The organism is Streptomyces sp. PsTaAH-124, from assembly GCF_000373685.1.
In the GTDB taxonomy this organism is placed as follows: Bacteria; Actinomycetota; Actinomycetes; order Streptomycetales; family Streptomycetaceae; genus Streptomyces; species Streptomyces andamanensis.
Genome location: NZ_KB892185.1, coordinates 1 through 25,692, shown reverse-complemented (window position 1 = coordinate 25,692; position 25,692 = coordinate 1). Strand labels below are relative to the sequence as shown.

Here is a 25,692-nt window from a genome sequence, read left to right as displayed (position 1 = left end):
GTGGCGGACGGCTGCGGCCGAGGGGCCGGAACCCTACGTTCCGGGGTCGGGGCGGAGACCCGGGCCGGCCGGCGGGGCGGGCTGACGGGGCTCCGGCCCGGCGGCGGACGGCAGTTCGAGTACGGCGCGCAGCCGGTTCAGCAGGGCGGAGTCCGGATGCGGCGCGGAGGTGTGCGCCTGCTGCGGCACCTCCTGGAGCAGACCGACCGTGGCACCGCCACGGCGGGTGACGCCGAGAAGCCGGAATCTGGACTCCCTCAGGAAGAGGATGTCCGGCGCGCCGGATGTGCCGGTGAGGGCCCGGCGGCCGGTGACCGACCAGATGAGGACGTGGTCGGTGGCGGGGCCCGGGTAGGCACCTGTCACCGATGTCGCGCGGACCGGCACGCTCCCTTCCCACTCGCTTCCCACCGCGTCGGCGGTGAGGCGCCCGACCAGTTCCTCGGCGGTGCTCACCACCGCACCGCGGTAGGACGGCAGCCGTCGCATCCCGGGCTTCAGGCAGCGCAGCAGCGTCCGGCTCTGGTCGTCGCCCTGTGCCAGCTGGGCGCGCAGTTGCGCGTCGTCCACCGCCGTCATGTAGACGTGCACCGCGACCAGGTCGGCGGCGTCGGAGTCGTCGCGCGGGCGGCTGCGGGACAGACCCGCCATGGCCTGGGACACGGCAGCGCGGTGCTGCTCCCAGTAGGGCCCCAGGTAGGCACGCAGCTTCCCCTGGTCGGTGTCCTGGTGCGGCGCGGTGACGCCGGGGCGGGTCCGCGCGGGGGCCGCGGCCGCGGGGGGAGGTTTCGGGGAGGAAGCCGCGGGCGCGGGGGCCTCGGCGGGCGACGGACGTGTCCCGGTCGTGGGGCGCGCGGAGGGGGCGGACGGCGCGGACGGCGCGGACGGCGTGGAGGGCGCGGGGGCGAGGCGGTGGACGGCCGGTTCCGTGGCGGGTGCGGGGGTGGCGGGCGCCGACGCCTGAAGCTGTTGCGGCACCGCCGCCGACTGCGACTGCGACTGCGGCTGCGGCTGCGGCTGCGCGACGAGTACGGCTTCCTGCTCCGGCTCAGCGGGCGTGGTCTCCGTGGGCAGTACCGGGGCCTCGGCCGACGCCCGCGTCGTACGGTCCTGGGACGCCTCCTCGTCGGCATGGACGCCCTGCGGTGCGACCGCGGTCCCGGCCGGCTCCTCCGTACGGGGCTCCTCCTCGTACGACTCCACGTCCGGCGCGGGCGGGGGCCCGGCCGGGGCCGCGGAGGGGGTGGAACCGGCCGGCTGCTGCCCCACCGCCGCGCCGTCGCCGTGTCGTTGCGGTACGAGGGAGAAGCTGTGCCGGACCGTCAGCCGCCGCAGGTGCTCCATGCCCTTGGCGCTGAGCACCCCGTGGACATGCACGACCGCTCGCTCCCGTACGTCGGGATCGAACTGCTCGAACAGGCGGTCCAGGCCGGGCCACAGCGCGTCGTCGACCGCACGGCGCGGGGCTCCCAGCTCGACCGCCACGACGTCCGGAGCCGCCGCCCGGCTCACGGCGACGGCCGGGGGCTCGCTGCTGCGCGGGCCCAGCCACAGTCCCGCGGGTGTCACCGCCGCCTTCCAGGTTCGCTCGAAGGGCAGGGCGTCGGGCTCGGCACCCCGCAGGACGGCGGCGGGAGCGCGCCACGAGGTGACCTTCGGCTGTTCCTTCCGGCCGTCCGCGGCGGGCACGCAGGTGAGGGCCTGCGCGAACGGCCGCCAGGCAGGCGTGCCGTCGGCGCCGACCGTGTACAGCTCCGGCGAAGCCTGGCCACCGGAGTCGTCGTCGGCGAGGTCATCGGCGTCGACCACCACGGGCATCCCGTTGGCCACCTGCACCTCGGCTCCGAGGAGGTCCGCCACGGCCTGCCCGGCGTCCAGCAGGGAGCCGCCGTCCAGGGACAGCAGGCGTATGTCCTTGCGTACGCGTCCCGGCAGCGCGGCGACGACCGTGGCCAGTGCCGCGACCGACACCTCCGGGGTGCCGACGAGGAGGTACGGCCGCTCCGGGTCCGGCGGAACGGCGTAGGGCAACGTGTGCACCGCGGACGGGGCCGCACCCTCCGGACGGATCACCAGACCGGCCGGTACCGCCTCGATCACGTGACCGGCGACCGGGGTGTCCTCCGTCCTGCGCAGGGCGGACTCCCAGTCGGGGATCGGGAGCCGGCTGCCCATGAAGCGCGGCACCTCGCCGAAGGAGAAGTGCCACCAGCCCCCGGGGGCGTCGGGGAGATCCGGCGAGAAGAGGGATCCGTCCGGGACGACGACCGCCGCCCCGGCGGTCGCCAGGACGTCGATCTCCCAGCGCTCGCAGATGAGCCGGGCCGCCGAGGGGCGCCCCTCGGCCTCGTCGGCTCCCGCCGACATCACCAATCGCACCAGGCGTACGTCGTCGTCCTGGAACTCCCGCAGTGCGGGGGCCAGTCGATCGCACAGCTCGTCCACGCCGCCCGCGCCCAGGGAGGCGCCGACCAGCACGACCGCCTCGTGCGGACGGGCCGGGCCGAGCCAGTCCGCGATGTCGGCCAGCCGTCGTGGCGACGTGCCGCCCGTGTGCACCAGGTGGACACGCGCGCGGGCGCGTGAGACCGACAGGCCCACGGGCGGGTGCCGGTCGGCATGACCGGTGCGCCGGCCGGTGCCGCGCCGGATCATCGCGCGCTCCTCACAAGAATGACGGTCATGCGGTCCTCACGGCTCGTGATCCCACCCGGCGCGGTGACATCAGCAGGTACTCCGGACACAGAAAGGTGTCCCGTCGGTGACAACGGGCCGCCGACGAGCTGAAACCGGGCGGGAAATGTAGGTCTTCTGTCGTATGTCGCTCACGAGACCGGCGCACGACTCGACGCATTCGTCCACCGACACACGTTTCTCTTCCTCGCAGCTTACCCGCTGGCGGCGACACCGAGCGAGGGAGGCTCGGTGCGGACATCGACGGTGACTCGGGCGGGGCGGAGCGAGGACCCGGCGCCGGTTGTCTAGCATGTGTTTCCGTCCCCGCCCCATCGGGGCGCGGCGAGTCGTAGGCGATCGTCCGGGCCGGTCGGCCTCCGCCCTGCTCCACCTTCCTGCCCGTCCCCGTCTGCCCCCCCCCCGGCAGCCAACCGGTCGTCACGGCCAGGGAATTCAACGACATGACCGACGAGACCCTCTTCCACCCCCCGATCCGGCGCGCGTGCCGGGACGGGGAAGACCACCGCACGTCACGGCACGGACCGGGCAGGCGTGGCCCGGCGATACTGGTTCCGCTCCTGGGGGCGGCGCTCGCCGTGGTCCCGGCGGCGAGCGCGTCGGCGGCCATGGGTACGGCCACGGCGCCGGCCACGTCAGCGGGGCCGAGACTGCCGTTGATACCGTCCGCGCTCGACCCCCAGAGGGATACCTGCGTCAAGGCGTCGAACACACATGTGAGCACTGTTCCCTGGGCCCAGCAGAGCCTGAACCTGGCGCAGGCCAACAAGTACGGCCAGGGCAGCGGGATCCGTGTCGCGGTGGTGGACACGGGTGTGTCCCCCCAGGCGGCGGGACTGGCCGGACGGGTCGAGGCGAGCGGTGCCGCGGCCGAGGACTGCGTGGGCCACGGCACGTTCCTGGCCGGGGTGATCGCCGCGTCCGCGACATCCGGCAGCGGGTTCGCGGGCGTCGCCCCCAAGGCCCGGATCATCGCCGAACGGGGCACCGACGAGTGGGGCCGGCCGAGCGCCGCACAGGTCGCCGCGGGGATCGAGGCGGCCGTCGCGGCCGGTGCGAGGGTGGTGGACGTGTCGGCCGCGCTGAAGAAGAGCAGCCCGCAGCTGCGGACGGCCCTCCAGCACGCCGCGGACGCGGACGTGCTCGTGGTGGCCCCGGCCGCGCCCGACGCCGATCCGCGCGACACGTCCGGACAGGCGTCGGCCCCGCCCCCGGCCTCCTACTGGCCGGCCGCCGCGGACGGTGTGCTCTCCGTGACGGACGTGAACGTGGCCGGGGACCGTCCCGACGGAGCTCCGGTGCCGGAACACGCCGACCTGGCGGCACCCGGCTACGCGATCACCGGGATCGGGCCGAAGGGCACGGGCCACTACGTGGCCAACGGCGCCTCGGTGGCCACGGCGTTCGTGGCCGGGACGGCCTCCCTGGTGCGGGCCCGACTGCCCCGGCTCAGCGCCGCGCAGACCGCCGCCCGGCTCCGCGCCACCGCCGCGCACGCGCCGGTGCCGCTGCTCGATCCCTCGGGCGCGCTGAGCACGGTACTGCCGCAGGGGACGCACGCGTCCGCTCCGCGGGAGGAAGCCGTGCGGCTGACCGCGGCGGCGCCCGCGAGTCCCGCCGTCCGCCGGGCCTGGGAACTCGCCGGGGCGTGCCTGTTCCTGGGCGTCCTGGCGGGCGGGGGCATGGCGTTGGCGCGGGTGCGCGCGTCCCGGCGGACGTCCGGGCCATCGGCCTGAACACGAGGACGCGCGGAGAGCGGCCCGGCACGCCGGTGGCGTGCGGGGCCGCTCTCCGCGCTCAGGCCCGGCGGGGGCGTGCCCCGCCGGGCGGGCGATCAGTGGCCGGGCGGCAACTCCGTCTCCTCGCCCTTGCTCTCCAGGAGCGCGGTCTGGATCTGCACCGCGCTGCGCCGCGTGATGTAGGTGCCCCGGCCGGGCGGCAGCACCCGTGGCTTGACGTTGCCGAACACATAGCCCTCGTTGGGCGGGCAGGACAGCAGCAGGCCGGGGGTGTTCACCTCCAGCATGCGCCGTACCAGCGGATCGCTCACACCGCGCATCGCGCCCGCCGCGGAGCGCGTGACCACCATGTGCAGGCCCACCTCGTAGCCCAGCGGCAGGTGTTCGAGCAGGGGCTCGAAGACGCTGCGCATGGGGTTGGCGACGAGATCGTAGTCGTCGACGAGGACGAACAGCCGGGGTCCGACCCACCAGTCGGCCAGCCGCATGCGGGCAGGTGTGATCTCCGGGCCGGGGGTGCGGGTCTTCAGGGCCCGTGCCGCGCCCTGGACGTACTCGTCCAGCTGGTCCAGCGACACGGCATGCCCGAGCCGGTACTCCTCGGGAACCGACTCGACCAGTTCGCGACGGAAGTCGACGGCGAGAATGCGCGCCTCGGCCGGGGTGAACCGTTCGGTCACCGCCTTCGCGACCACCCGCAGCAGGTTGGTCTTGCCCGACTCGGTGTCGCCGAACGACACCAGGTGCGGCGTCTCGGCGAAGTTGTGCCAGGCCGGTGCCAGTTCGTTCTCCTCGACGCCCAGCGCGACCTGGAGGCGCCGTCCCTGGGGCGCCGGAGCCAGCTCCCGGGCGTCCAGGACCGTCGGAAGCATCCGCACCGGCGGGGCGACCGGGCCCTGCCAGCCGTCGGACACGGCCTGGACCAGGTCGGCGACGCCGTCACCGAGGTCGGCGGGATCGTCGACCCCGTCGATCCGCGGCAGCGCGCCGAGGAAGTGCAGCTTCGAGCCGATCGTCAGACCTCGGCCCGGTATCCGCGGGATGCTCTTGGCCATCCTGATGTCGATCATCGAGTCCAGCGGGTCGCCCATCCGCAGCTCCAGCTTCGTGGCCGACTGGTCGCGGACCGCGGCGGTCAGCTCCACCCAGCGGGTGGTGGTGGTCACCACGTGGATGCCGTAGTTCAGACCGGTCGTGGCGAGCTGGCCGATCACCTGCACCTGGTCCTGGAAGTCCTGCCGGGCCGTCTGCCATCCGTCGACCACCAGGAACACGTCGCCGTGCCGCTCCTCGGGGAACTCACCCGCTGCCCGTCGGCGGCGCAGGGTGGCCATGGAGTCGATGTTGTGCTCCAGGAAGAACCGCTCCCGGTGAGCGAGCAGCGTGGCCATCTCGGCCACGGTCCGGGCGACGCGTTCCCCGTCCAGACGGCCGGCGACGCCACCGACGTGCGGCAGGCCGGCCAGCGAGGCGAGCGAGCCGCCGCCGAAGTCCAGGCAGTAGAACTGCACTTCGCGGGGCGTGTGGGTGAGTGCGAGAGCGGTGATCAGGTTGCGCACCAGGGTGGACTTGCCGCTCTGGGGTCCGCCGCCGATCGCCACATGACCGCCCGAGCCGCCGAGATCCACCATCAGCAGGTCCCGCACCTGCTCGAACGGCTTGTCCACGATGCCGAGCGGCACCCGGAGACTGCCGCGGTCCGCCCAGTCGGCGGTGGTGAGTCCCAGTTCGGGGTCGGGGACCAGCGGGGGCAGCAGCGCGTCGAGGGTCGGGGGGGCACCCAGCGGCGGGAGCCACACCTGGTAGGCCGGGGGCCCGGAGTCGCGGAGTCTGTCGATGGCCACGGCCATCAGGCTGGTGTCGTCCCCGTCGTCCGTGTCGCCCGTGGCGTCCCCGTTCATCGGCACCGGTTCCCGGGCGGCCGGCTGCTCCCGCGTGTTCACCCAGTCGCCGGTCCAGGGCACCACCTGACCGGCGATCTTCTCCTGGGCCAGCGAGCCGACCCGCTGCCGGTACGCACCCGACACATAGGCGGCACGGAAACGGGTGAGCGGCTCCACACCGCTCTTGAGATAGCCGCTGCCCGGCTGCGACGGCAGTTCGTAGGCGTCGGGCACACCGAGCACGCCCCGGCTCTCCATGGCGGAGAAGGTCCGCAGACCGATCCGGTAGGACAGGTGGCTCTCCAGCTGGTGCATGCGCCCCTCGTCCAGGCGCTGCGAGGCGAGCAGCAGATGCACGCCCAGCGAACGGCCCAGTCGACCGATGGCCACGAAGAGTTCCATGAACTCCCGGTGCGCGGAGAGCAGTTCGCTGAACTCGTCGACGACGACCAGCAGGCTCGGCAGCGGTTCCAGCGGTGCGCCCGCGGCACGCGCCTTCTCGTAGTCCAGGGCGGAGGTGTAGTTGCCCGCGCTGCGCAGCAGTTCCTGGCGGCGCTGCATCTCGCCGCGCAGCGCGTCCTGCATCCGGTCCACCAGCGCGGCCTCGTCGGCCAGGTTGGTGATCACCGCGGAGGTGTGGGGCAGTTCGTCGAAGCCGAGGAAGGTCGCGCCGCCCTTGAAGTCGACCAGGACGAAGTTCAGCGTCTCGGACGAATGGGCCAGGGCGAGCCCCAGCACCAGGGTCCGCAGCAGTTCGCTCTTGCCGGAGCCCGTGGCGCCGATCAGCATGCCGTGCGGACCCATGCCGTCCTGCGCCGACTCCTTGAGGTCCAGCTCCACCGGACGGCCGTCCGCCCCGACCGCGATGGGCACCCGCAGCCGCTTGTTCTGCGACGCGCGGCGCTCCCAGTAGGTCTGCGGGGAGTGCCGGTGCAGGTCGGGGATGCCGAGCAGGGAGGTGAGCTGGATGTCGGTGGCCAGGGGCTGCGCCGCCTCCGCGGTCGCTCCTGTCCGCATCGGCGCCAGCAGGGCGGCGAGGGCGCGGGCCGCGACCGGCCCGAGCCGGTCGGCGCGGCCCAGCGGGATGGATGTCTCCTTACGGCTGCGATCGGTGCGCACGACCTTCACCGCGTCGTACGTCCCGCCCTTGTTCCCGTTGCCCTCGTCGCCCTCGGTCTCCTCGACCGTCAGGCGCAGCACGGTCCGGCCGGGCTTCCAGGCCAGGGCGCCGGAGACGTCCAGCACGACCGAGTTGCGGAAGCCGGTCCGTTCGAAGCGGTGGCCGGCGGGCACCTGGCCGCCGTCCAGCACCACCACGACGTACGGCTCGTCCTTGCCGGGGGACGCGCCCGCCTCGAAGAGCGGGCGGTCGGTCAGCTCCTCCCCCAGCAGATCCTCCAGTTCGGCGAGGTTGGAGGTGATCAGCCGCGCGGGTCCCGCGCCGTCCGACTCCTTCGGATGCAGCGCGTGCGGAAGCCACTTCGCCCACTCCCACTCCGCTCGGTTCTCCGGCGCCACGCAGAACGCGATCATCATGTTCTGCGGGGTGTGCAGCACGGCGAGCTGGCCGAGCAGGGCCCGGACGGTCGCCAGCACCTTCTCGCGCTCGCCGCGGAACAGGACCCGGGCCCATGCCCTCAGGAAGATCGAGATCGGCTGTTCCGGCACGGTGGAGTAGGCGTTGATGAAGGCACGCAGCGCGTGCGCGGACAGCGGGTCGAGGTCCTCGACCGGCTTCGCCGTCTTGTTCACCAGCTGCATCGCGAGCCGCTGCTCGCCCACGGCGACCCGCACCTCCGCGAAGTCCTCGTCGGCGGGCCGCCGCTCCCACAGCCGGGTGGTCTGCGCGAACGACCACAGCGCGGTGGGTTCGGGGTGTTTCCAGGCCAGTGCGCGCTGCTGCTCGGTGACGGCGGACCGTACCTTGCGCCGTGCTCCGCCGAGGTAGCGCAGATAGTCCCGGCGCACACCCTGCATCTTCTGCTTGCGCTCGGACCCGGACTTCACCAACTGGCCGACCAGCATCATGACCATCGACAACAGCATCAGCCCGACCACCAGATAGATGACCGGGCCCGTTCCCTTGCCGATACGGGTGTAGAGCAGCACCATGCCGACCGACATACCCGCCATGGGCAGATAGGTGAGCATGTTGGCCGCGGACGACGGTGCCGTCTCCGCGAGTGTCGGTGGTTCCTGGAGCGTGAGCTCGCCGTCGGGCAGATCCGGACCGCGTCGGCGGACCGGCCTGCGGAAGAAAACCACACTCAACTGGGCTCTCCTTCAACTCTGCACAGGGCGTTTCGGCGGGCCCCGCGCGGAGGTGATGAGTTGTCTGGAGAACGGGCTCACCGCAGGGTGCACACGTTTGTACTGCCCAACGCCTGGGCCACCGCGACAACGGAGCGCCGCGAACAAGGATACGTGTTACCGAGGGGCTCCGGTGATGAGAGGCTTCCGGCCGTGAGAGTATCTGCTGTCAGGTGTTTCTGGCGAAGGTGTCGGAAGCCCTCGACCGCCCCACGCTCCACCGGCCGGCCGGCGCCCGCGCCGGGCCGAAGCCGCCTCCCCGACCGCTTCGCCCCGCGGTGACGTGTTCCTCGGGCCACGTCGCCGCTCGGCCGTGTATCTCCCCCTCGGAAGGCTGTTGCCCCCATGAGCGAAGGCTCACTGAACGGGCTGTGCCGTCTCACGGTGCGCGCCCCTGACAAGACACTGGACCTCGCCGTCCCGGCGGACGTGCCCCTCGCGGACCTGCTGCCCGTGATCGCCGGCCACGCGGGCGAGGACCTGGCCGAGCAGGGTCTGGAGCACGGTGGCTGGGTGCTCCAGCGCCTCGCCGGCCATCCGCTGGACCTCGAGGGGACACCCGAGTCGCTCGATCTGCGGGAGGGCGAGACGCTGTTGCTGCGCCCGCACACGGAGTCCCTGCCCCCGGTGCGTTACGACAGCCTGCTCGAAGCCGTCTCGGCCGTCGTCCAGAATCTGCCGCACGCGTGGAGCCCGCACATCAGCCGCTGGCTCCTGCGTACGCTCATGGCGACGGCGCTGCTCGGCTGCCTCGGACTGCTCGTCGTGTCGAAGGGCGAGTCGGGCGACCGGATGATCCTCGCCGCGGGGGCGGCCCTGCTCGCGCTGTCCGGGGCGGGTTCCGCGGCCCGGGTGCTGGACGACCCGCAAGGCGGTGTGCTGCTGGGGCTGTTCGGAGCGGCCTTCCTGTCCGTGTCCGGTCTGCTGCTGATCGGTGGTGACGGGGCCGGGGACGGTTCGGCCCGGACCGTGGGCGCCCGGCTGCTCGCTGCGGGTGCGGCCGGCACCGTGGGGCTCGTGCTGGCCACCGCCGTGGTGGCCGGCTACCCCGTGGTGTTCGTCTCCTGCGGTGTGCTGACGGTGGCGGGGGTGCTCGGGGGCGCGCTGATGGTGGCCCTGGACGTGCCCGTCCACCAGGCCGCCGGGGCGGTCGCCGTGGCCGCCGTGCTCCTCGGCGCCTTCATCCCGATGATGTCGTTCTCCCTGGCCGGTCTGCGGCTGCCGCCGCTGCCCACCAACCCCGGCCAGCTCCAGGAGGGCATCGAACCGCGGTCCGAGAACGACGTGGCGAGCGGCGGAGCCGCGGTGGACCACTGGATGACCGGCCTGTACGGCGCGGTCGGCGTGGTCTGCCTCGGCTGCCTCGTCGCGATGGCCGGGCACCCCGGCCCGGCCGAGACGATCACCGTGCTCGTCCTGGCGGTTCTCCTCGGGCTGCACGGGCGGTCCCTCGGCACCTCCTGGCAGCGGGTCGCACTCAGCCTTCCGGCGGGTCTCGGCGTCGTGCTCCTGGTCGTCGAACTGGCCGTCCGGCACGGCGAGCGCGGCGAACTCCTCGGTATCGCCGCCCTGCTCGTCGGCGCCGCCCTCACCGCGGTCGTCTCCTGGACGGTTCCGGGACGGCGACTGCTGCCGTACTGGGGACGGGCGGGTGACCTGCTCCAGTCCGGCGCGGCTCTCGCGGTGCTGCCTCTCGCCCTGTGGGTCCTCGACGTCTACCAGCGCCTGCGCAGCCTGTTCGGCTGAACCTGAGGAGGTGTCACCATGCAGTCCCGACGCGACCAGGTCATCGCCCACCAGTTCCTGGTGTCCCGTCTGACCTCGGGTTTGCTTCGCGCCGACCCCGACGTGAGCGAGCCGCCCAACCGCCGGACCAACCGCGGCATGAGCTACGGAATGGTGGTCGCGGCGGTCGTGTCCGCCGGGTTCCTCGTCTTCGGCCTGGTCAAGCCCGGCGGCAACACGTCCTGGCAGAGCGGCAAGTCCCTCATCGTCGAGAAGGGAACCGGCACGCGCTACGTGTACGACGGTCGTCTGCACACCGTGCTCAACTATCCTTCGGCCCGGCTGTTGCTGGGCGCCGACATGGCGACCGTCTCCGTGACCGCCAACTCCCTGAGCACGGCGCGGCACGGAACCGAGGTCGGCATCCCCGGCGCGCCCGACTCCCTTCCCACGGCCGACAGCCTGAACGCCCATCCGTGGCAGGTCTGCGCGGCCGACGCCACCACCGACTCCGGGGCGCACAAGCCGCTGACGGTCCTGGCCGTCGACGCCGCGCCCAACGGCACCGGGGTCCGGGCCGACCAGGCGATACTGGCGAAAGGACCGGACGGCGGCATCTACCTGCTCTGGCAGGACAACCGGTTCAGGGTGACCGGTGGCCAGGCCGCCCTCGCGGCCCTCGGCTACGGTGGTGCCGGCGCCGCGCCGGTCTCCGCGGCCTTCCTCGATTCCCTGCCCGCCGGTCCCGATCTCGCCGCCCCGCCGGTGACCGGGCTCGGCGGCAGCGGTCCCGCCCTCGACGGCCAGGCCACCCGCATCGGGCAGGTGTTCACCGTGCAGACACCTGGTTCGGCATCGCGGTACTACGTGCTCGGCGGTGACGGTCTGACCCCGCTCACCTCGACCCAGGCCGCGCTCGCCCTGGGCGACCCCGGAGTCAGACAGAAGGCCTACCACGGAGCGGCTCCGAAGCCGGTCGTGCTGTCGGCGCAGGCGCTCAGCGGAGCGCTGGCCCCCGCCGGGTCCGAGACCGGCAGGGCCGTTCGGCAGGCCGGATCGCAGCTTCCGGCCGAGCCGCCCGCGCTGCTGGCGGCATCCGAATCGACCGGCGTGTGCGTCGGCCTGGATCCCGAGGGCGGCAATGGGATCCGGGTGACGCTGACGACGGTTCCGGCGAAGACGGTGGTCGGGCAGGCACTGCCGCCGCTGAAGGCGCTCGCGCCCGCCTGCCTGCCCGTCGACGGCATAGCGGTGGCCCCGGGGAGCGGCAGCATGGTGAGGGCGCTGGACAGTTCCGGGCACAGTACGGGCACGACGACGTACCTGGTGACGGACAACGGCGTGAAGTACCGGCTGCCGACGGCGGGCGCCGCCAAGGCCCTCGGCTACGACTTCTCCGCCGCGGACGGTCTTCCGGCCGCACTGCTGAACATGCTTCCCACGGGTCCTGACCTGTCTCCGGAGTCCGCGGCCACGGGCAGGGCGACGGTGACAGGTACGCCCACGTGTGGGCAGGACAACAAGAACACCTCGAAGACGAGTTGACGTCCCACCCGCTAGAGTGAACCCCGCAGACACATATCTCGTGCTCAGGAGGTGGCGGGTGGTTCCCGCACCCGACGCCTCCCGCACACTCTGATTCCGCCCGGCCCGGTGTTCTCCCGGGACCACCGGCCGGCGCACCTCACGACATCACGGAGAGAATTCATGGCCGATCTGACGAAGTCACAGCGCGCCACGTACACGCAGTCCATCGGCTTCCTGGAGCAGGCGCGGCAGTCCCTCAGGCAGCGCCAGGAGGTGATCCGGTCGCACCGGGAGACCCTCGCCAGCCACTATCAGGGCAGCGACGGTGTCGCCTACGGCCAGGTGGTCCAGACATGGCTGGAGGAGGTCGACCGCATCGCCAACACCTGTGTCGCGATGGAGAACACGCTCGGCGAGAGCATGCAGCGCTCCAGCCATGTGCAGGAAGCCAACTACCAGGCCGTGGTCAGCAACAACGGTTCCCTGACCGGCTTCGGCCAGGGGATCGCGAGCACGGGCGGCAGCATCGCCGGAAACACCTTCAACACCCTGTCGCCGGGAGCCTGAACGCGTCCGTCGGACGCACACCGCTCAGCACCGATCAGCCCGAACCGCATACTCACGGAGGAAACATGTCGGACAGCGGCATCAGCATCGATCACCTGCAAGCCGGTCAGTCGGCGCAGGCCATGATGGAGGAGACCGGAAGGATCCAGGCCATCGTCACCGAGCTCCAGCAGCAGATGGAGACGGTCGTCAACGACTGGATCGGCCCGGACCGGGACGTCTACAAGCAGAAGGTGCTGCCCACCTGGAACGCCGAGGTCGCGGCTCTCTCGCAGATCCTGACCAGGTTCTCCACAACGCTGAACGACGTCTCGGACAACTACAAGCGCACGGTGCAGACCAACGCGGAGAACTTCCTCGACATCCGCATGTGACCTGAGGCCGACGACGAAGGGACAGGAAGGCGCCCATGCCCGCTACCAACGGTCATGACCTGGAAAGACTCGACTACGCCGCCTTGAAGGGTTTCATCGAAAACAAGGTGCGCCCCTTCCTGGAAGAGATCAAGAAAAGGCGGAAGCCCGACGGGGATCCCGAATCCCTCTTCGACATCAGCACGAAGCCCCAGATCCTGGCGCTCGGACCGATGGCCAATGACGACCAGACGGGCGGCAAGTCCATCTGCGAGAACGCCAAGAAGGCCGCCACCAGCATCGACAACGTCTTCAGCCACCACGAAGTCGCCTTCACCAAACTGATAGCAGATCTGGAGAAGGTCATCGCGGACATGAAGAAGGCACAGGCGCACAATCTCACGGACATCAAGTCGAACGATTTCATGCGCGCGATCCGGGACTACCAGTCGGGCCTCGGCGGCGACACGGGCGGCGGCAGCGGCGGCGGCAGCGGCCAGAACAACTCGGGCTTCTGATCGCCCATGACTTCACCGGAGCAGTAGACCATGGGCGCGCAGAGCTGGGAAGACATCCTGCACCTGACGACGGGTTGGTCGCTCGTCAAACGCGACGACGTCACCAAGGTCGCCGGCGACAGTGGGATCCCCTGGGTCAACATGGCCTTCAAAAGGGGCGGCACGCTGTTCGACAGCAACGACGACTTCTTCGCGTTGATCCAGCCGGTCAACCCCAACAAGGGATTCCATTTCGAGTTCTTCACCTTCGGCGGCGGCGATGCGAGGAAGTGGCGGCTGGACATCACCTACCTCGACAATCCCGCGTTCCACGGATACTGGGAGAAGGCGTCCCGGGTACTGTCCGACCTGGTCTACGGCCACTCCTCGATCAAGAACGAAGTCAGTGGCAGCACCGACGGGGCCGAGGCCGACGGGGTGAGGCTGAGCGATTTCGCCAAGCTGGCCAAGTCCTTCGACGACGCGGGCAGGTTCTTCGACGAGCGTATCCAGAACCTACAGGACTGGAAGGATGAGCTCGGCAACGAGCAGGCGGGGTGGAAGGGGAACGCGGCGGGCGCCTTCTGGCTCCTGCTGGACGATCTCCACAAGAAGTACGAGAACTACCTGTCCCAGTTGCGGCCGCCGGGCTTCACGTCGACACACACGTCGCCTTCCACCAATACGACGAGCAGCACACTGCACGGGGACAACCTGATCGGCGCCGAGGAGGCCCTGTACAAGGCGTACCAGGAGCTGTACCGGATCTACGGCGATTTCTACTGGCAGCGAGGGGAACAGATCACCACCACCCTCCCGGACGGTTCGACCACGCAGCAGAACATCCCGGCCGATCCCCTCGACGTGCTGAACCAGGTGTTCGTCGAGATGGGTCGCTGGATCATCGACAACAACGCCCGGCAGTGGGCCATGGGCCCGTACAGTGTCGATGACGGTGAGCAAAGCGGCGACAACTTCTACTTCACGAAGAACTTCAAGCAGGAGTCCCAGTTCGGCGCACTCTCCGACACCGCCAGTTGGCACAACCTGGTCAATGAGGCCGTGAGCCGGTGGGTCAAGAACGTCGAGATCAATCTGGACAAGAAGGCCCAGCCGGTGCTGGAGACCTTGCAGAAGGACTGGTCGCGTGTTCTCAACCCCTCGTGGAACTCGGCCTTCTCCTTCACCGACGCGCCGTCCACGCTCACCTCGGACGTACAGGACGAGAACAACGAGAAGAACGGCAACGACCTCGGCAACGGTCTGAAGGGCCTCGGTGACGGCATCACCAAACTCGGTGACGGCATCACCAACGGGTTCAAGGGCCTCGGCGACGGCATCGGGGACGGCTTCAAGGGCCTCGGTGACGGCATGGGGAACAACTTCAAGGCCCTCGGCGACGGCATCGGCAACCATGTGCCGACCGTCAACGGGAACGGCGGGTTCGGTGATGTTCCCTCCACCGGCCCCAACGGCGCGAACGTCCCGGGTGGCGGGAACGTCCAGGTCCCGAAGCCGAACATCCCGAACATCCAGGGCAACGGCGGATTCGGTGACCTGCCGACCGGGAACAGCCTGCTGGGCGGCGGCGGTGCGCTCGGCGGGGGGACGGCTTTCCACGGCGGTCTGCCCATCAGCAACATCGACGGCAGCACCACGACCCGGTCCGGTGGGGGTGTCCTCACCAACTATCCGAACGGCAGCAAGGTGATGCGCAACGCCGACGGCAGCATCACCTCGGCGTTCTCCGACGGATCCACGCGCACGGTCACCCCGGACGGCGCCGTGACCACGGTCGACCCCAAGGGGCACTCCACGACCAGCCACCTCGGTGTGGGTGAGTCGGTCTCCAACCCGGACGGCACGAGCATCACCCGCAACGGCGACGGCAGTCTGACCCAGACCGCCGCCGACGGCACCAAGACGACGACGCTCGCCAACGGCACCTCGAAGATCGTCCAACCGAACGGCGAGACTCAGCTGACCTCGCCCGACGGGACCGTGTCGCACGTCAACAGCGACGGCAGCCTGACCACCGACGGCGCGGACGGCTCGAAGGTCACCGTGCATCCCAACGGGGACGTCACCACCGTCGATGCCAAGGGCCACTCCACGACCACCCATCTGGGCTCCGGCGAGAGCGTCAGCAACGCCGACGGCAGTACCGTCACCGTCGACGGCAAGGGCAACATCGTCACCCACAATCCGGACGGCAGCACCACGACGCTGCACCGGGACGGCACGGTCACGACCACGCAGGCCACGGCCAACAACGCCGGAACCTACGGTGGCGGGCGCGTCAATGTCCCGTCCGTCCACGTCCCCACCTACAGCGGTGGCGGGATCTCCTACACGCCGGACGGAACCAGCATCACCAGGCACCCGGGCGGCGCCACCGAGTTCAAGCACCTGGACGGCAGCTCGCTGATCACGACGTCGGACGGGCGCTCCCAGGTGGTTCCGAGCCCGGCGAATCTGACTGCCGGGGCCGGAGGTGCCGGAGCGGCGGGCGCCGGGGCCGGGGTCGGGGCGGGTGCCGCGGCCGGAGTCGGCACGCTGACCGGTCCGGGTGGTACCGGCGACAGCCAGAACGCCATGGGTCTGCTGTCGCCCATGATGATGATGGCCGGCATGAACCGGATGAACGGTCAGCAGGGCGGCCAGGGCGGCGGGGACCGCGAGCGCAACCTCTACGACGGCAACGACATGGACGGTGCCGTCGTCCAGCACGGCATGTCCCCCTTCGCCGCCCGCGCCGACGTACCCGAGGATCCGGAGGAGTGGGAGGAGGAGGAGACCGACTCCGACGAACTCCTCGGCCCGCGTCGTCCGTCCACCGAGTCCGCTTTCGGGCCCCCCGGGGGCTCCCGGCAGTCGCCCCGGAGTTCCGGCAAGGACCTCTGGGGTACCGAGGAGGGCGGCCTGCCCGCGTCCATCGGTCACTGACGCCGGCCTCCGGCTCCTCCCCCGCTCTTCGGCAGCGGCCCCCACAGCACAGGAGAATCCATGAGTTCCTCACTCAAAGAACAACAGCAGCAGGCCATCGAAGAGTTCAAGAAGATGCGCCAGGCCCTGATCGACGCCAGGAACCAGGTCCGGACGCTCTCGGCCACCGCGCGCTCCCGGGACGGTGCCGTCGAGGTCACGGTGGGCACGGACGGATCTCCCTCCGGGCTCCGCTTCCCGAACAACAAGTTCAAGCAGATGACCGGGCAGGCCCTCGCCGCCAGTGTGCTGGAGGCCATGGCGGCGTCGAGGGCCCAGGTGGCCTCGCGGGCCACGGCCATCATCGAGGCCGCCGGTGGCGTCGGTCCGGGCACCGCGAGCGACGGCGCGCTCGACCGCGTCAACCTCGACAAGCTTCTCGACGGCGGCTCGCTGGAGGAAGTCCTCGCGCCGCGCCGCGCCGGAGGTGAGGGCCGTGTCTGACGACAGCACCTTCATCGCCGATCCGAGCCGTATCCAGGCGGGCGCCGGAGCCACCGACCAGATCGCCGACGTGACCCAGCGCGCGGGGGAGAAGTACGCGGACGACACCGCCTACGACGTGCAGGACCCTCCGTGGGGCAACGACCAGTACGGCCGTACGTATGTGCAGAACTACATCACCCCTCACAACATGCTGGCGCACGAGGGCATGTACGCCCTGATCAGGGCCATGCGGGCGGCCGCTGATCTCACCAACGACTCGTCCAAGAGCTTCGCGAAGACGCAGAACGACAACATCAACAACATCCACGATCTGCCCAATCCCCACCACACACGGATCTGAGGGGAACGCCCGCTCGGACGCTCCGGACGGATGTCACAGACGAGAGGGGGCCTTCCCGCGCCGGACGACCGGCGCGGGAAGGCCCCCTCTCGGAGTTCTCGGACGAACCGGTCCCGCTACTTCTTGGACCACTTCTGGTTGCCGGTGCCGGCGCAGGTCCACAGTTGCAGGCGCGTGCCGTTGGCGGTGGACTGGTCCTTCACGTCCACGCACTGGTTGGCCATGACGTTCGTCAGGTCGTGGCGGGCGTTGAGCCGGAACTGCTGCGCGGGGCCGCCGTTGCACTTCGCCAGCTGAACGACCGTACCGTTCGCGGTCGACGCTCCCGCGGCGTCCATGCACAGCCCGAAGGCGCGGATCGTGCCGTCGGAGGCGAACGTCCACTTCTGCGCCGTCGAACCGGAGCAGTCCCGGATCTGCAACGGTGATCCGTCCTTGCCCTGGCCGCCGGTCACGGTGATGCAGCGGCCGGAGGCGTGGCTGAACACCATCACGCCGGGGGCGGCCGAACCGCCCGAGCCGCTCGCACCACCGGGGGAGGTCGAACCGCCGGTGGAGGTCGACGAGTTCGTGCCGGTGGTGGACGACGTCGACGCGGAGTGGTGCGTCGACGAGGAGGAGGACGAACTCCCGCTTCCCGTCTTGCCGCCGTCGTGCGAAGAGGACGAGGACTTCGACGAGGAGTCGCTCGTACCGCCGTCGGCCGCGACCGCGGCGGCAGCGGCCTTCTTCGCACCGTGCGAAGCCGGGCCGCCACCGGTGGGAGCGGCGGAGGGGGAGCCCGACTTGTGGCCGGTCGGAAGCGGTATCGCTCCCGGCACGCTCCCCCGGGATCCGCCGTCCTCGCCCGGTTCGAACAGCGAGGCGGCGGGATCGGGGGCAGCCGTGTCTTGAGCACCGCCCCCGCGCAGGCCCACGAGGACACCTGCCACCAGCACGACACCGGTGACCGCCGCGACGGTCAGTACGGTGCGGTGGCTGCCGCGCAGCAGAGCACGGGCGCCTGGGCGGCCCGCCGGTCTCCTCGCCGCGCCGTCGGCATCGGCATCGGCATCGGCGGAGACGGAACCGCCGCCTTTCCGTCCCGTGCTGGTACGGGACCGGATGTCGGGGTCGCGGGTGTTCCCCGGTGAACTGGCGCGGCTGCTCGCCGCCGTGGCGGTGGCCGAGCTCTCGGCGGCCGTGTCCACATCACGCGTGCCGCTTCCGGCTCGCCGTGCAGAGCCCCGCGGGGCGAGCGACGCGAGCGAGGAGAGTACGCCCTTGCTCTCCGTGGACCGTGCCCGTGTGCTCTCTGGGGACTGTGCCCGTGATTCCCCGGCACCGGCCTGCGTCCGCGCGGTGTCCTTCTCCTCGGGCCGTTCAGGCTTCGAGCTGCCGCCGACGGGTCGAGCGGCCGGTGCGCTCCGCGTGCTGGTGGCCTTGGCGTCCGGGTCCTTCTTCCCGGCGCCGGACGTGTCGGTGGAGTTCTTCCGCGACGTCGTCACGGACTCCGTGGGCAGGGAAGGGGAGACCTGTACGGTCTGGGCGGCGCTGTCGCTGGACACCGCGGCCGGTGTGACGGGTGTACTTGCCGGAGCCGCGCGGGCCGGCCGCGGCGGATCTGGAGACTTCATGTGCTTCCTTCCGAGGGAGCGCAGGCCGGGCCCCGTGCGTCTGGTTTCGGCACACCCTGCCTACTTCCACCTCTGCGAAAAAGGATCCGAGTATCGCAGGGTACAGCACGTGTGAGTGTGAACTTCGGTGTGGTGGCCGGGCATCGCCGACACTTCGCACGAGCGAAAACATGTGCCAACTTCACCGACATGGCGATACGTATAATTAAGGGCTCCGTCCCGTATGACATCCCGCTCCGACGGGCCCGCGGCCGGGCATTGGGTCACTGACCGACGAGCCTGCACACATGGGGAAGCTGTGACTGAGGAACCCTGGTACAACCCGATCGTGGTGTTCGTGGCGGGTATGTCCGTCCCGATGGGGTCGTCGGAACGTGTACACAATGAGGTGGTGGTGCCCCACCTGGAGCTCATCACGTTCCTGGACGAGTTCCAGAACCTCGCAGCTCAGGTCACCGGAGGCACCGCCGCGGGCGCGAGCGGCGCGTGGCCGAAGGCCTACATCGAGGCGATGAAGACGTTCATGTCCGGCGACGGCGCGGACTTCGTCTCGGGCCTGAGAGAGACGGCGGAGCAACTCGCCGAAGGTGCATCCGAGTTCGCCTATCAGCTGGACTACACCAACCTGATGATCGTCCTTCAGGTGATGGCGTTCCTGGTGGAGTGGGCGATCACCCTCATCATGTGGGAGTGGAACCCCATCGGAGCCGCCATCGAACAGTCCTTCCTTCAGACCCTGTTCAAGGTGCTGTTCGGTGGCACGCTCCGGCGGTTCCTCACACATGCCGCGTTCACCGTGGTGACCAACGTCGCGCTGTCGACCGCGCTCGACGGACTGTCCCGGTGGATCCTGGCGCTCCAGGGTAAGCACACCACGCAGGGTTCGCAGTACCACAAGAGCGCGGTGCTCTCGGGTGCCGTCCAGGGTGCGATCGGCGCGGGGGTTCCGCTTCTCACCGGGCCGATCAAGAAGCTGATCTCCAAGGGCTTCTCCCCCTCCTTGATCAAGGCGCTGTCGGGGAAGATCGAGGACGCGCTGAAGCATCCCGGCACCTCCGCGCCCACCAAGTCCGCCACCTCCGACATCGCCAAGACCGCGGCGAACGGGGCGAAGACGGGCGGCGGCCTCTCGGACATCCCGCTGGACAAGGACCTCGCCGGCCTCGGCGGCTGGTTCGGCCCCAAGATGGCCGACCTGACCGTCGCGATGCGTGTCGAGCTCACCCACGGCGTGGTGTCGAAGGATGTGCAGAAGTCCTTCGTGAAGGATGTGAGCGACCAGTTCGAGAAGGCTTTCGGACCCCGGCTGGGGTCCGACGTCGCACGCCGGATGGGCGCCGACTGGGCCGGTGCGTTCATGTCGCACGTCGACCGGAAGTCCCTCCCGGACGCGCTGAAGTCGGCCCTGGGGCCGATGGACAAGATGGGCGCGGGCTACGCCCCCCTGCGCTCGGCCCTGTCGGACGGTGTGGCCGAGACCAAGCCGGCCCTCTGGAAGGAGAAGCCTCCGCACACGGCCGTGGACATCTTCTTCAGCATGGCGCACCAGAACGCGTCCGAGGCGGTCGTCAACTACATCGAGACGGGCAAGGCCAGCAGCACCGGGGAGACCACCTTCGGCGCGCTGGGCGGCGAGGTCCTCAGCCGCGCCAAGCCGTTCGTCCTGTCGGCTGTGGTCAAGGGGCTCAAGGGCACGCTCCACCTGGACTTCAAGATGCCCCATCTGTCCCTGTCACCAGGGCAGTTCAACACCGCGACGGCCGACGGCTTCGCCGCGACGCCGCCCGCGTTCACCCAGTATCCGACCGGGGGTGAACTCAGTGTGGACGGCACGGACGTGGCGGGCTTCACGCCGCCGCCCGCCTACAGCACGGTAGCCGACGGCGTGGTGACGAAGCCGTCCATCGACGTCCCGTCCCTCGACACCGTGTCGTTCGACCCGTCCGCGTTCAACCCGTCCGCGTTCAACCCTGCGTCCTTCGGTATTCCCACCGTCGGCGCCGCCGAGGGCTTCGACAAGATCGCGCCGCAGACCGGCGCCGACGCGGCGGTCGGCTCCGCCGCACAAGGCCCGCCCCCGCGCACCGCGACGAACACCGGCTCCCCCGCGTCGTCCGGCGTCACCCCACCGACGACGGGTGCGGGCGGTACCCGGGGATCCGGTGGGCCGGCCGAACGCCCCGACGACACACAGCGGCCGGTACGGCAGACGCCGCCGGCGGCTCCCACCCGCCTCGGCACCGTCAGCGGGACGGGCGACGACGTGACGAGCGGCTCGCAGGCGTCGGTCGGCGTATCGCGGGCGGAGGCGGGGCAGCAGACACCGGAGACCGCGGACCGCCCGGCGACCGTGCCGTCCGGCGACGGCGCCTCCGACCTGCCCACCGGGGCCGGCTCCGGACGGCCGGAACACCTGTCGACGGTGTCGGAAGGCTCCGGGCAGGACGGACCGCCGAGGCCGCAGAGCGACGAGATCCGGCCGACCGCGGACGAGGGACACCGGGCCGAACAGGCGGTGCCACAGCGGGAGATCCCTGCGCCCGTACCCCGTACCGGCCCCGAGCGCCCGGACAGCGCGACTCCGGCGGCCCACGGAGACGCGACGCTCGTGCACGAGCCCGCCGTGCACGAGCCCGCCGTGCACGAGCCCGCCGTGCACGAGCCCGCCGTGCACGAGCCCGCCGTGCACGAGCCCGCCGTGCATGAGCCCGCCGTGCACGAGCACTCCGACGTCCTGGCGAGTCCGCCCGACAGTCGTGCCCAGCCGGCGAACCCGTCGGCCGGGCCGGGGCCGGGACGAGACCCGAAGCAGGTGCCGGACCACGGGACGATGCCGGGGGCCGGCCGCCTGGATCCTCGCGTGAACCTGAAGATGGAATACGCGAGGGAACTCAGGATCCGGCACGGCGACGTGTCCGACACCGCGTTCGACAGGCTCTTGGAGGAGACGGCCGAGCACTTCGACGCCGCCGAGTGGCGGCGCATGACAACCCGGGAGCAGGCCGCGCACATGGCCGCGGTCGACAGGACCGGGCATCCCCTGCGGATGCGGGGCGGCGCGGCTCGCGAGGACCAGAACCACGAGGCGGTCGCTGAGGCAAGCACCTCGCGCCTGCCCACCGTCGGCGCGGGCCACACCGACCACGACGGCACAGAGTCGGACACCTCAGACACCGAGGACCGGCCCGACGCCGTATCCCATTTCGAGTCCGAGCCCGGTTCTTCCGCGGTCCACCTGTCCAGCCCCGGCCAGGACCAGGGGGGAACGACGGAAGCGATCCGCGGCGGAGACGGGGCCGAGGGGAAGTCCGTCGTACCGGGTGCGGGAGGTGTTTCCCGGGATTCCAGTGCTGGACTGCCGGGTGGGGACGGTCCGGTGAAGCCCGAGTTGGAGGTGCTGCTGGAGAAGCATCGTGCGGCTGTGAAGAGTGTGACCGAACCTCAGTCGGCGGTCGACCAGCTCAAAGTCTCACTGGCGACTGCGCGGCGGAAGCTCGCCGAGCCACAGGCCGAGGCACAGGCCGAGGCACAGGCCGAGGCACAGGCCGAGGCACAGGCACAGGCCGAGGCACAGGCACAGGCCGAGGCACAGGCACAGGCACAGGCACAGGCCGAGGCCGAGCCGGCCGGTGGCCGCAGGTCGAAGAAGGCGGTGGTCGCGAACAAGTTGCAGCTGAAGCTCAAGGAGACCGAGCAGAAGATGGCCAAGGCGCGGGGAGCCCTGGCCAAGGCTCGGGCGAACCGGGACGAGGCCGGTGACAGGCTCACAGCTGCCATGGCCCTCGGGACGGAAGCGAGGTTGTTCTCTCAGCCGGAGACACATCGTCTGATCGACCTGTTCGCCGCGGCGGGCTATGTCGAACACGCCGTGACCCTGCGGGCGTATGCGGAACACTTGAGCGGGCAGGCACGCGGTGAAGAGACGGGTGACGGCCTGCCGGGGCAGGTGATGTGGACCGGCGTCGAGGTGGGGCAGCACGCCGATACCGTGCTGCGGCAGGCCCAGGAACTGGAGGAACTGCTCAGTTCCGGGACACGGCACGACAGCGACGTGACCCTTGCCGCGACGCCGGAGATCAGGGCTCTCGCGGACCGGCTCGGTGCGTCGGCAGCCCGGCTGGACACGATGCTGAGCGGCTTCGTCAAGGACGCCGCTGTCATGGGGGGCCTGTTCGCACTGCGCGATGCCCATCAGCCACTGGCCGCCGCGGCGGGGAAGCTGGCCGAGCGGGTGCAGATCGCGGTCAGGGACGTGCCGGACGGTGCGGTCGTTCGGGTCGGCAATGTCCTCAGCACGGGGAAGGCCGCACAGAGTCTCCAGAACGTCCTCACCCGGCGTTTCCGGAATTTCCGTACCCAGCAGGCATATGCCGAGGTTCCGACGGGCACGCAGTGGAAAGCGGTTCTGCCCGGCGACAAGGAGTCCTGGAAGGGAATCTTCGACAAATTCGACGAACTGACTCCCAGGCAGCAGGAGAATTTCGTACGGACGCTCTCGCGGAACAATGTGGCCCGGCTGCACCGGGAGATCGGTGAACTCGAGGCCGAGATCCCGGAGAGCGAGCAGTTCTCCGCCCGGGATCTCGTGCGCAGGCTGCATGGCCTGGACTACCGGATCAAGCACGCCACGCCTGCCTACCATGCGATAGCGAACAGCGGGATCATGTCATCGAGCAGTGACCTGAACCGCCGTGATGCGGGATTCCTGGTATCGGGCAAGAGCTCGAAACAGAACACGACGAATCTGGGGAACGAGGACTTCCTGTTCTTCCGGGTGGACGTCGGTGACGCGCCGATGGAGACCCGATACGGTCCGACGACCCTGGTGTTCGACGCGGACGTGATCGCGGAGCACCACGGGTGGGTGTCCCTCCACGACCAGCTGCATCCCCTGGACCGGCCGGCCATGCAGACGCTGGAGCGGGACGGCCGGACATTCCGCACCGCCGAGTACGACGCGGGATTCACCGAATCCGGCAAGCGGGCCCGGTGGACATACACGTATCCCGAGAACAACGGCCGTCGGCACACCGTCACCTTCGAGCAGGAGGTGTTCTTCGGCACCCAGGTGACAGAGGGAATCGCGCTGTCGGTGACACGTGAGGTGATGCTCGCCGGTCCCGAGTTCCGCCAGTACGTCCAGTCGCTGGACGACGCCGCGCTGGGTGCCGTCGTCAGGAGCCTGGTCCGTCCCGAGGCCAAGTTCGGCGCCGGCCTTCCCATCACTCCCGCAGCAGCCGAGAAGCTTCCCGGAGGCGCACCGAAACCACTCCTGGTGCATCACGAGGACGGCGACGGACGCTATATGAGCGACGGAACGGTCGACCCCTACGGACGCGCTTCAGGAAAAGCCTTCGACGCCGCGGAAGACGCTCTCCGCTCGGCCCAGCACAACATGGAGACCAACAGCGCGAAACACATAGCCGGAAAACTGAAGATCGCAAAGACAGAAATCCAGCGTGCGCTCGAACTGACCGAGAAGTGGCACGAAGAGACCGCGAAGACCGAGCACACGAACCCGGGCACCGGGCGCCTCGCCCTGATCAGCGAACTCCTCGAGAAACGGAAACTTCTCCTCCAGGAGATCGAAGACCTCCAGAGAAATCCCGCACCGGCACAAACACACAACAGCAACGTCAGCAACAACAGCGCAGCCGAGACGGCCACCGTGCCACCGCGCGAGGGACCGGCCGCGGCAGACACCCCTACCGGTGGAACTCCGTCGGCCGACACCGCGAAGCAGCCCCGTCCACGCCCCAGCGAACCCGAGCCGTCCCGGCCCGAGCCGACAGCTCACGTTCCTTCCCGCCCGGCTGACGCAGCCCCCGCCGAAGGAACACCCGCCTGGAGCGCAGCCCTCTCCGAGTTCCTGGGCCAGGGCCAGACCGCGACTCCCGACATGCTCGCGATCATCTCCAAACTCGTCGAACAGAACGGCGGCCCGATCGCGGTGAAGGACGCAGGGGTCGCCCAGCGGCGTGGCGACACCGCCGGAAAGAAGCTGGAAGCCCTCGGCCTCGCCCAGCGAGGCGGCAAGAACATCCAGCTCACCCCCCAGGGCAAGACCCTGCTCCTTCCCTCGCACACGAACGCCCCCGAACAACCCGGCACCGGCGAAGCAGACCGAGCGTTCCAGGAACTCACCACAACCGGCTCCGCCGAGAGCCACCGGCCTCAGCCGGGCGACGGGTCACAGCCCCTGCGACCGGCCGACGAGGGACCAGCAGGTGCCGAGGACATCAGTGCGCCGTCCGAAAGCCCCACATTCCTGCCGAGGCACGCGGCCGATGCCCTTCACGCGGAGTTGCGGGCGAAGCTGGACAACGAGACGTACCAGCAAGTCATCAGCAATGCCACGAACATCGTCGAGGGCGTCACCCCGATCCGCCTGACCGAGAATCTGTCCGCGGAACAGCCGGAAGCCTATGCGACGCTGATCGGTGTCGCGCACATCCTGGCCTATCACCGGAACGACCCGGCGAACGCACGGGCTTTGGCCCAGAGTCATGTCCTCTCCCTGTGGGCAGACGCCGAGCCGGTGGCCGCGGCACATGCGGCTGAGAGCCCGGCCCTCGACCAGGGCGGCGAAGTTCTGTCCGGCTCGGGGCATACGGCCGCGCGGCCCGGTGCGGAGACCGGACCGGATAACGGCTCGGCACAGGAACGCGTCCAGGACACCGTCCAGGACACCGACGACACACCCGCGCCGGTCGANGTCGAGCAGGTGTCCGACGACGCGGTGGACGTGTTGCCTCCCGAGACACTGGACAGCACGGGAGTTCCCGAACAGCAATGGTGGCGGTACTACCTCAACCCTGAGNTCAGCGACTGGATCACGCAGCAGAACCGGATCCAGCCACTCCTCGATCCGGGCCTCCACTACGACGCCATCGAACCGGGCCACCACGCGCACATGACACACGTGTACCGCGTGGTCCTGAACGACCTCGACGCCGTGAGCCGACCGCTGGACTCCACGGAATACGCACGACTGCACGCCCTGGTGAAC

12 protein-coding genes are annotated in these 25,692 nt (G+C 70.2%); 9 read left to right on the top strand and 3 right to left on the bottom strand.

Annotation, left to right across the window (positions count from 1 at the left end; genetic code table 11):
- Window positions 1-33: 33 nt before the first annotated feature.
- Window positions 34-2,655, bottom strand: a complete 2,622-nt coding sequence (locus tag B086_RS42080; protein ID WP_051115925.1) for a hypothetical protein — start codon at window positions 2,653-2,655, stop codon at window positions 34-36.
- 755 nt (window positions 2,656-3,410) lie between these two features.
- Here B086_RS42080 and B086_RS40845 point away from each other — a divergent pair.
- Window positions 3,411-4,430, top strand: a complete 1,020-nt coding sequence (locus B086_RS40845) for a S8 family serine peptidase (protein WP_018569467.1) — start codon at window positions 3,411-3,413, stop codon at window positions 4,428-4,430.
- Between the two features lie 98 nt (window positions 4,431-4,528).
- On the opposite strand, the gene B086_RS0126510 is transcribed toward B086_RS40845, so the two are convergent.
- Window positions 4,529-8,587, bottom strand: a complete 4,059-nt coding sequence (locus B086_RS0126510; RefSeq protein ID WP_026252788.1) for a type VII secretion protein EccC — start codon at window positions 8,585-8,587, stop codon at window positions 4,529-4,531.
- A gap of 384 nt (window positions 8,588-8,971) precedes the next feature.
- Here B086_RS0126510 and eccD point away from each other — a divergent pair, with 384 nt between their 5' ends.
- From eccD to B086_RS0126470, 8 genes are all read left to right on the top strand, one after another.
- The gene (gene eccD / locus B086_RS0126505) at window positions 8,972-10,372 is read left to right on the top strand and encodes a type VII secretion integral membrane protein EccD (protein WP_018569465.1); all 1,401 of its coding nucleotides are present in this window, start codon (window positions 8,972-8,974) and stop codon (window positions 10,370-10,372) included.
- Between the two features lie 18 nt (window positions 10,373-10,390).
- Complete coding sequence (eccB, locus tag B086_RS0126500) at window positions 10,391-11,896, top strand: type VII secretion protein EccB (RefSeq protein WP_018569464.1); 1,506 nt, start codon at window positions 10,391-10,393, stop codon at window positions 11,894-11,896.
- Between the two features lie 162 nt (window positions 11,897-12,058).
- Window positions 12,059-12,445, top strand: coding sequence for a hypothetical protein (locus B086_RS44715; RefSeq protein ID WP_018569463.1), 387 nt, complete (start codon window positions 12,059-12,061; stop codon window positions 12,443-12,445).
- A gap of 65 nt (window positions 12,446-12,510) precedes the next feature.
- On the top strand, window positions 12,511-12,819 hold the full coding sequence (locus tag B086_RS44710) for a WXG100 family type VII secretion target (RefSeq protein ID WP_018569462.1): 309 nt from the start codon (window positions 12,511-12,513) through the stop codon (window positions 12,817-12,819).
- Window positions 12,820-12,854: 35 nt separating this feature from the next.
- Window positions 12,855-13,316 carry a type VII secretion system-associated protein gene (locus B086_RS0126485; protein ID WP_018569461.1) on the top strand — a complete coding sequence of 154 codons (462 nt, stop codon included), beginning with the start codon at window positions 12,855-12,857 and terminating at the stop codon, window positions 13,314-13,316.
- A gap of 30 nt (window positions 13,317-13,346) precedes the next feature.
- Window positions 13,347-16,241 carry an AAWKG family protein gene (locus tag B086_RS0126480; RefSeq protein ID WP_026252787.1) on the top strand — a complete coding sequence of 965 codons (2,895 nt, stop codon included), beginning with the start codon at window positions 13,347-13,349 and terminating at the stop codon, window positions 16,239-16,241.
- Between the two features lie 60 nt (window positions 16,242-16,301).
- Complete coding sequence (locus B086_RS42075) at window positions 16,302-16,724, top strand: YbaB/EbfC family nucleoid-associated protein (RefSeq protein WP_018569460.1); 423 nt, start codon at window positions 16,302-16,304, stop codon at window positions 16,722-16,724.
- A complete protein-coding gene (locus tag B086_RS0126470; RefSeq protein ID WP_018569459.1) occupies window positions 16,717-17,067 on the top strand; it encodes a hypothetical protein in 351 nt (116 codons plus the stop codon). Before B086_RS42075 ends, B086_RS0126470 begins: the two co-directional genes overlap by 8 nt.
- Window positions 17,068-17,183: 116 nt before the next feature.
- Here B086_RS0126470 and B086_RS45655 read toward each other — a convergent pair whose 3' ends face one another.
- Window positions 17,184-18,614 carry an RICIN domain-containing protein gene (locus tag B086_RS45655; RefSeq protein WP_234029373.1) on the bottom strand — a complete coding sequence of 477 codons (1,431 nt, stop codon included), beginning with the start codon at window positions 18,612-18,614 and terminating at the stop codon, window positions 17,184-17,186.
- Between the last annotated feature and the right edge of the window lie 7,078 nt (window positions 18,615-25,692).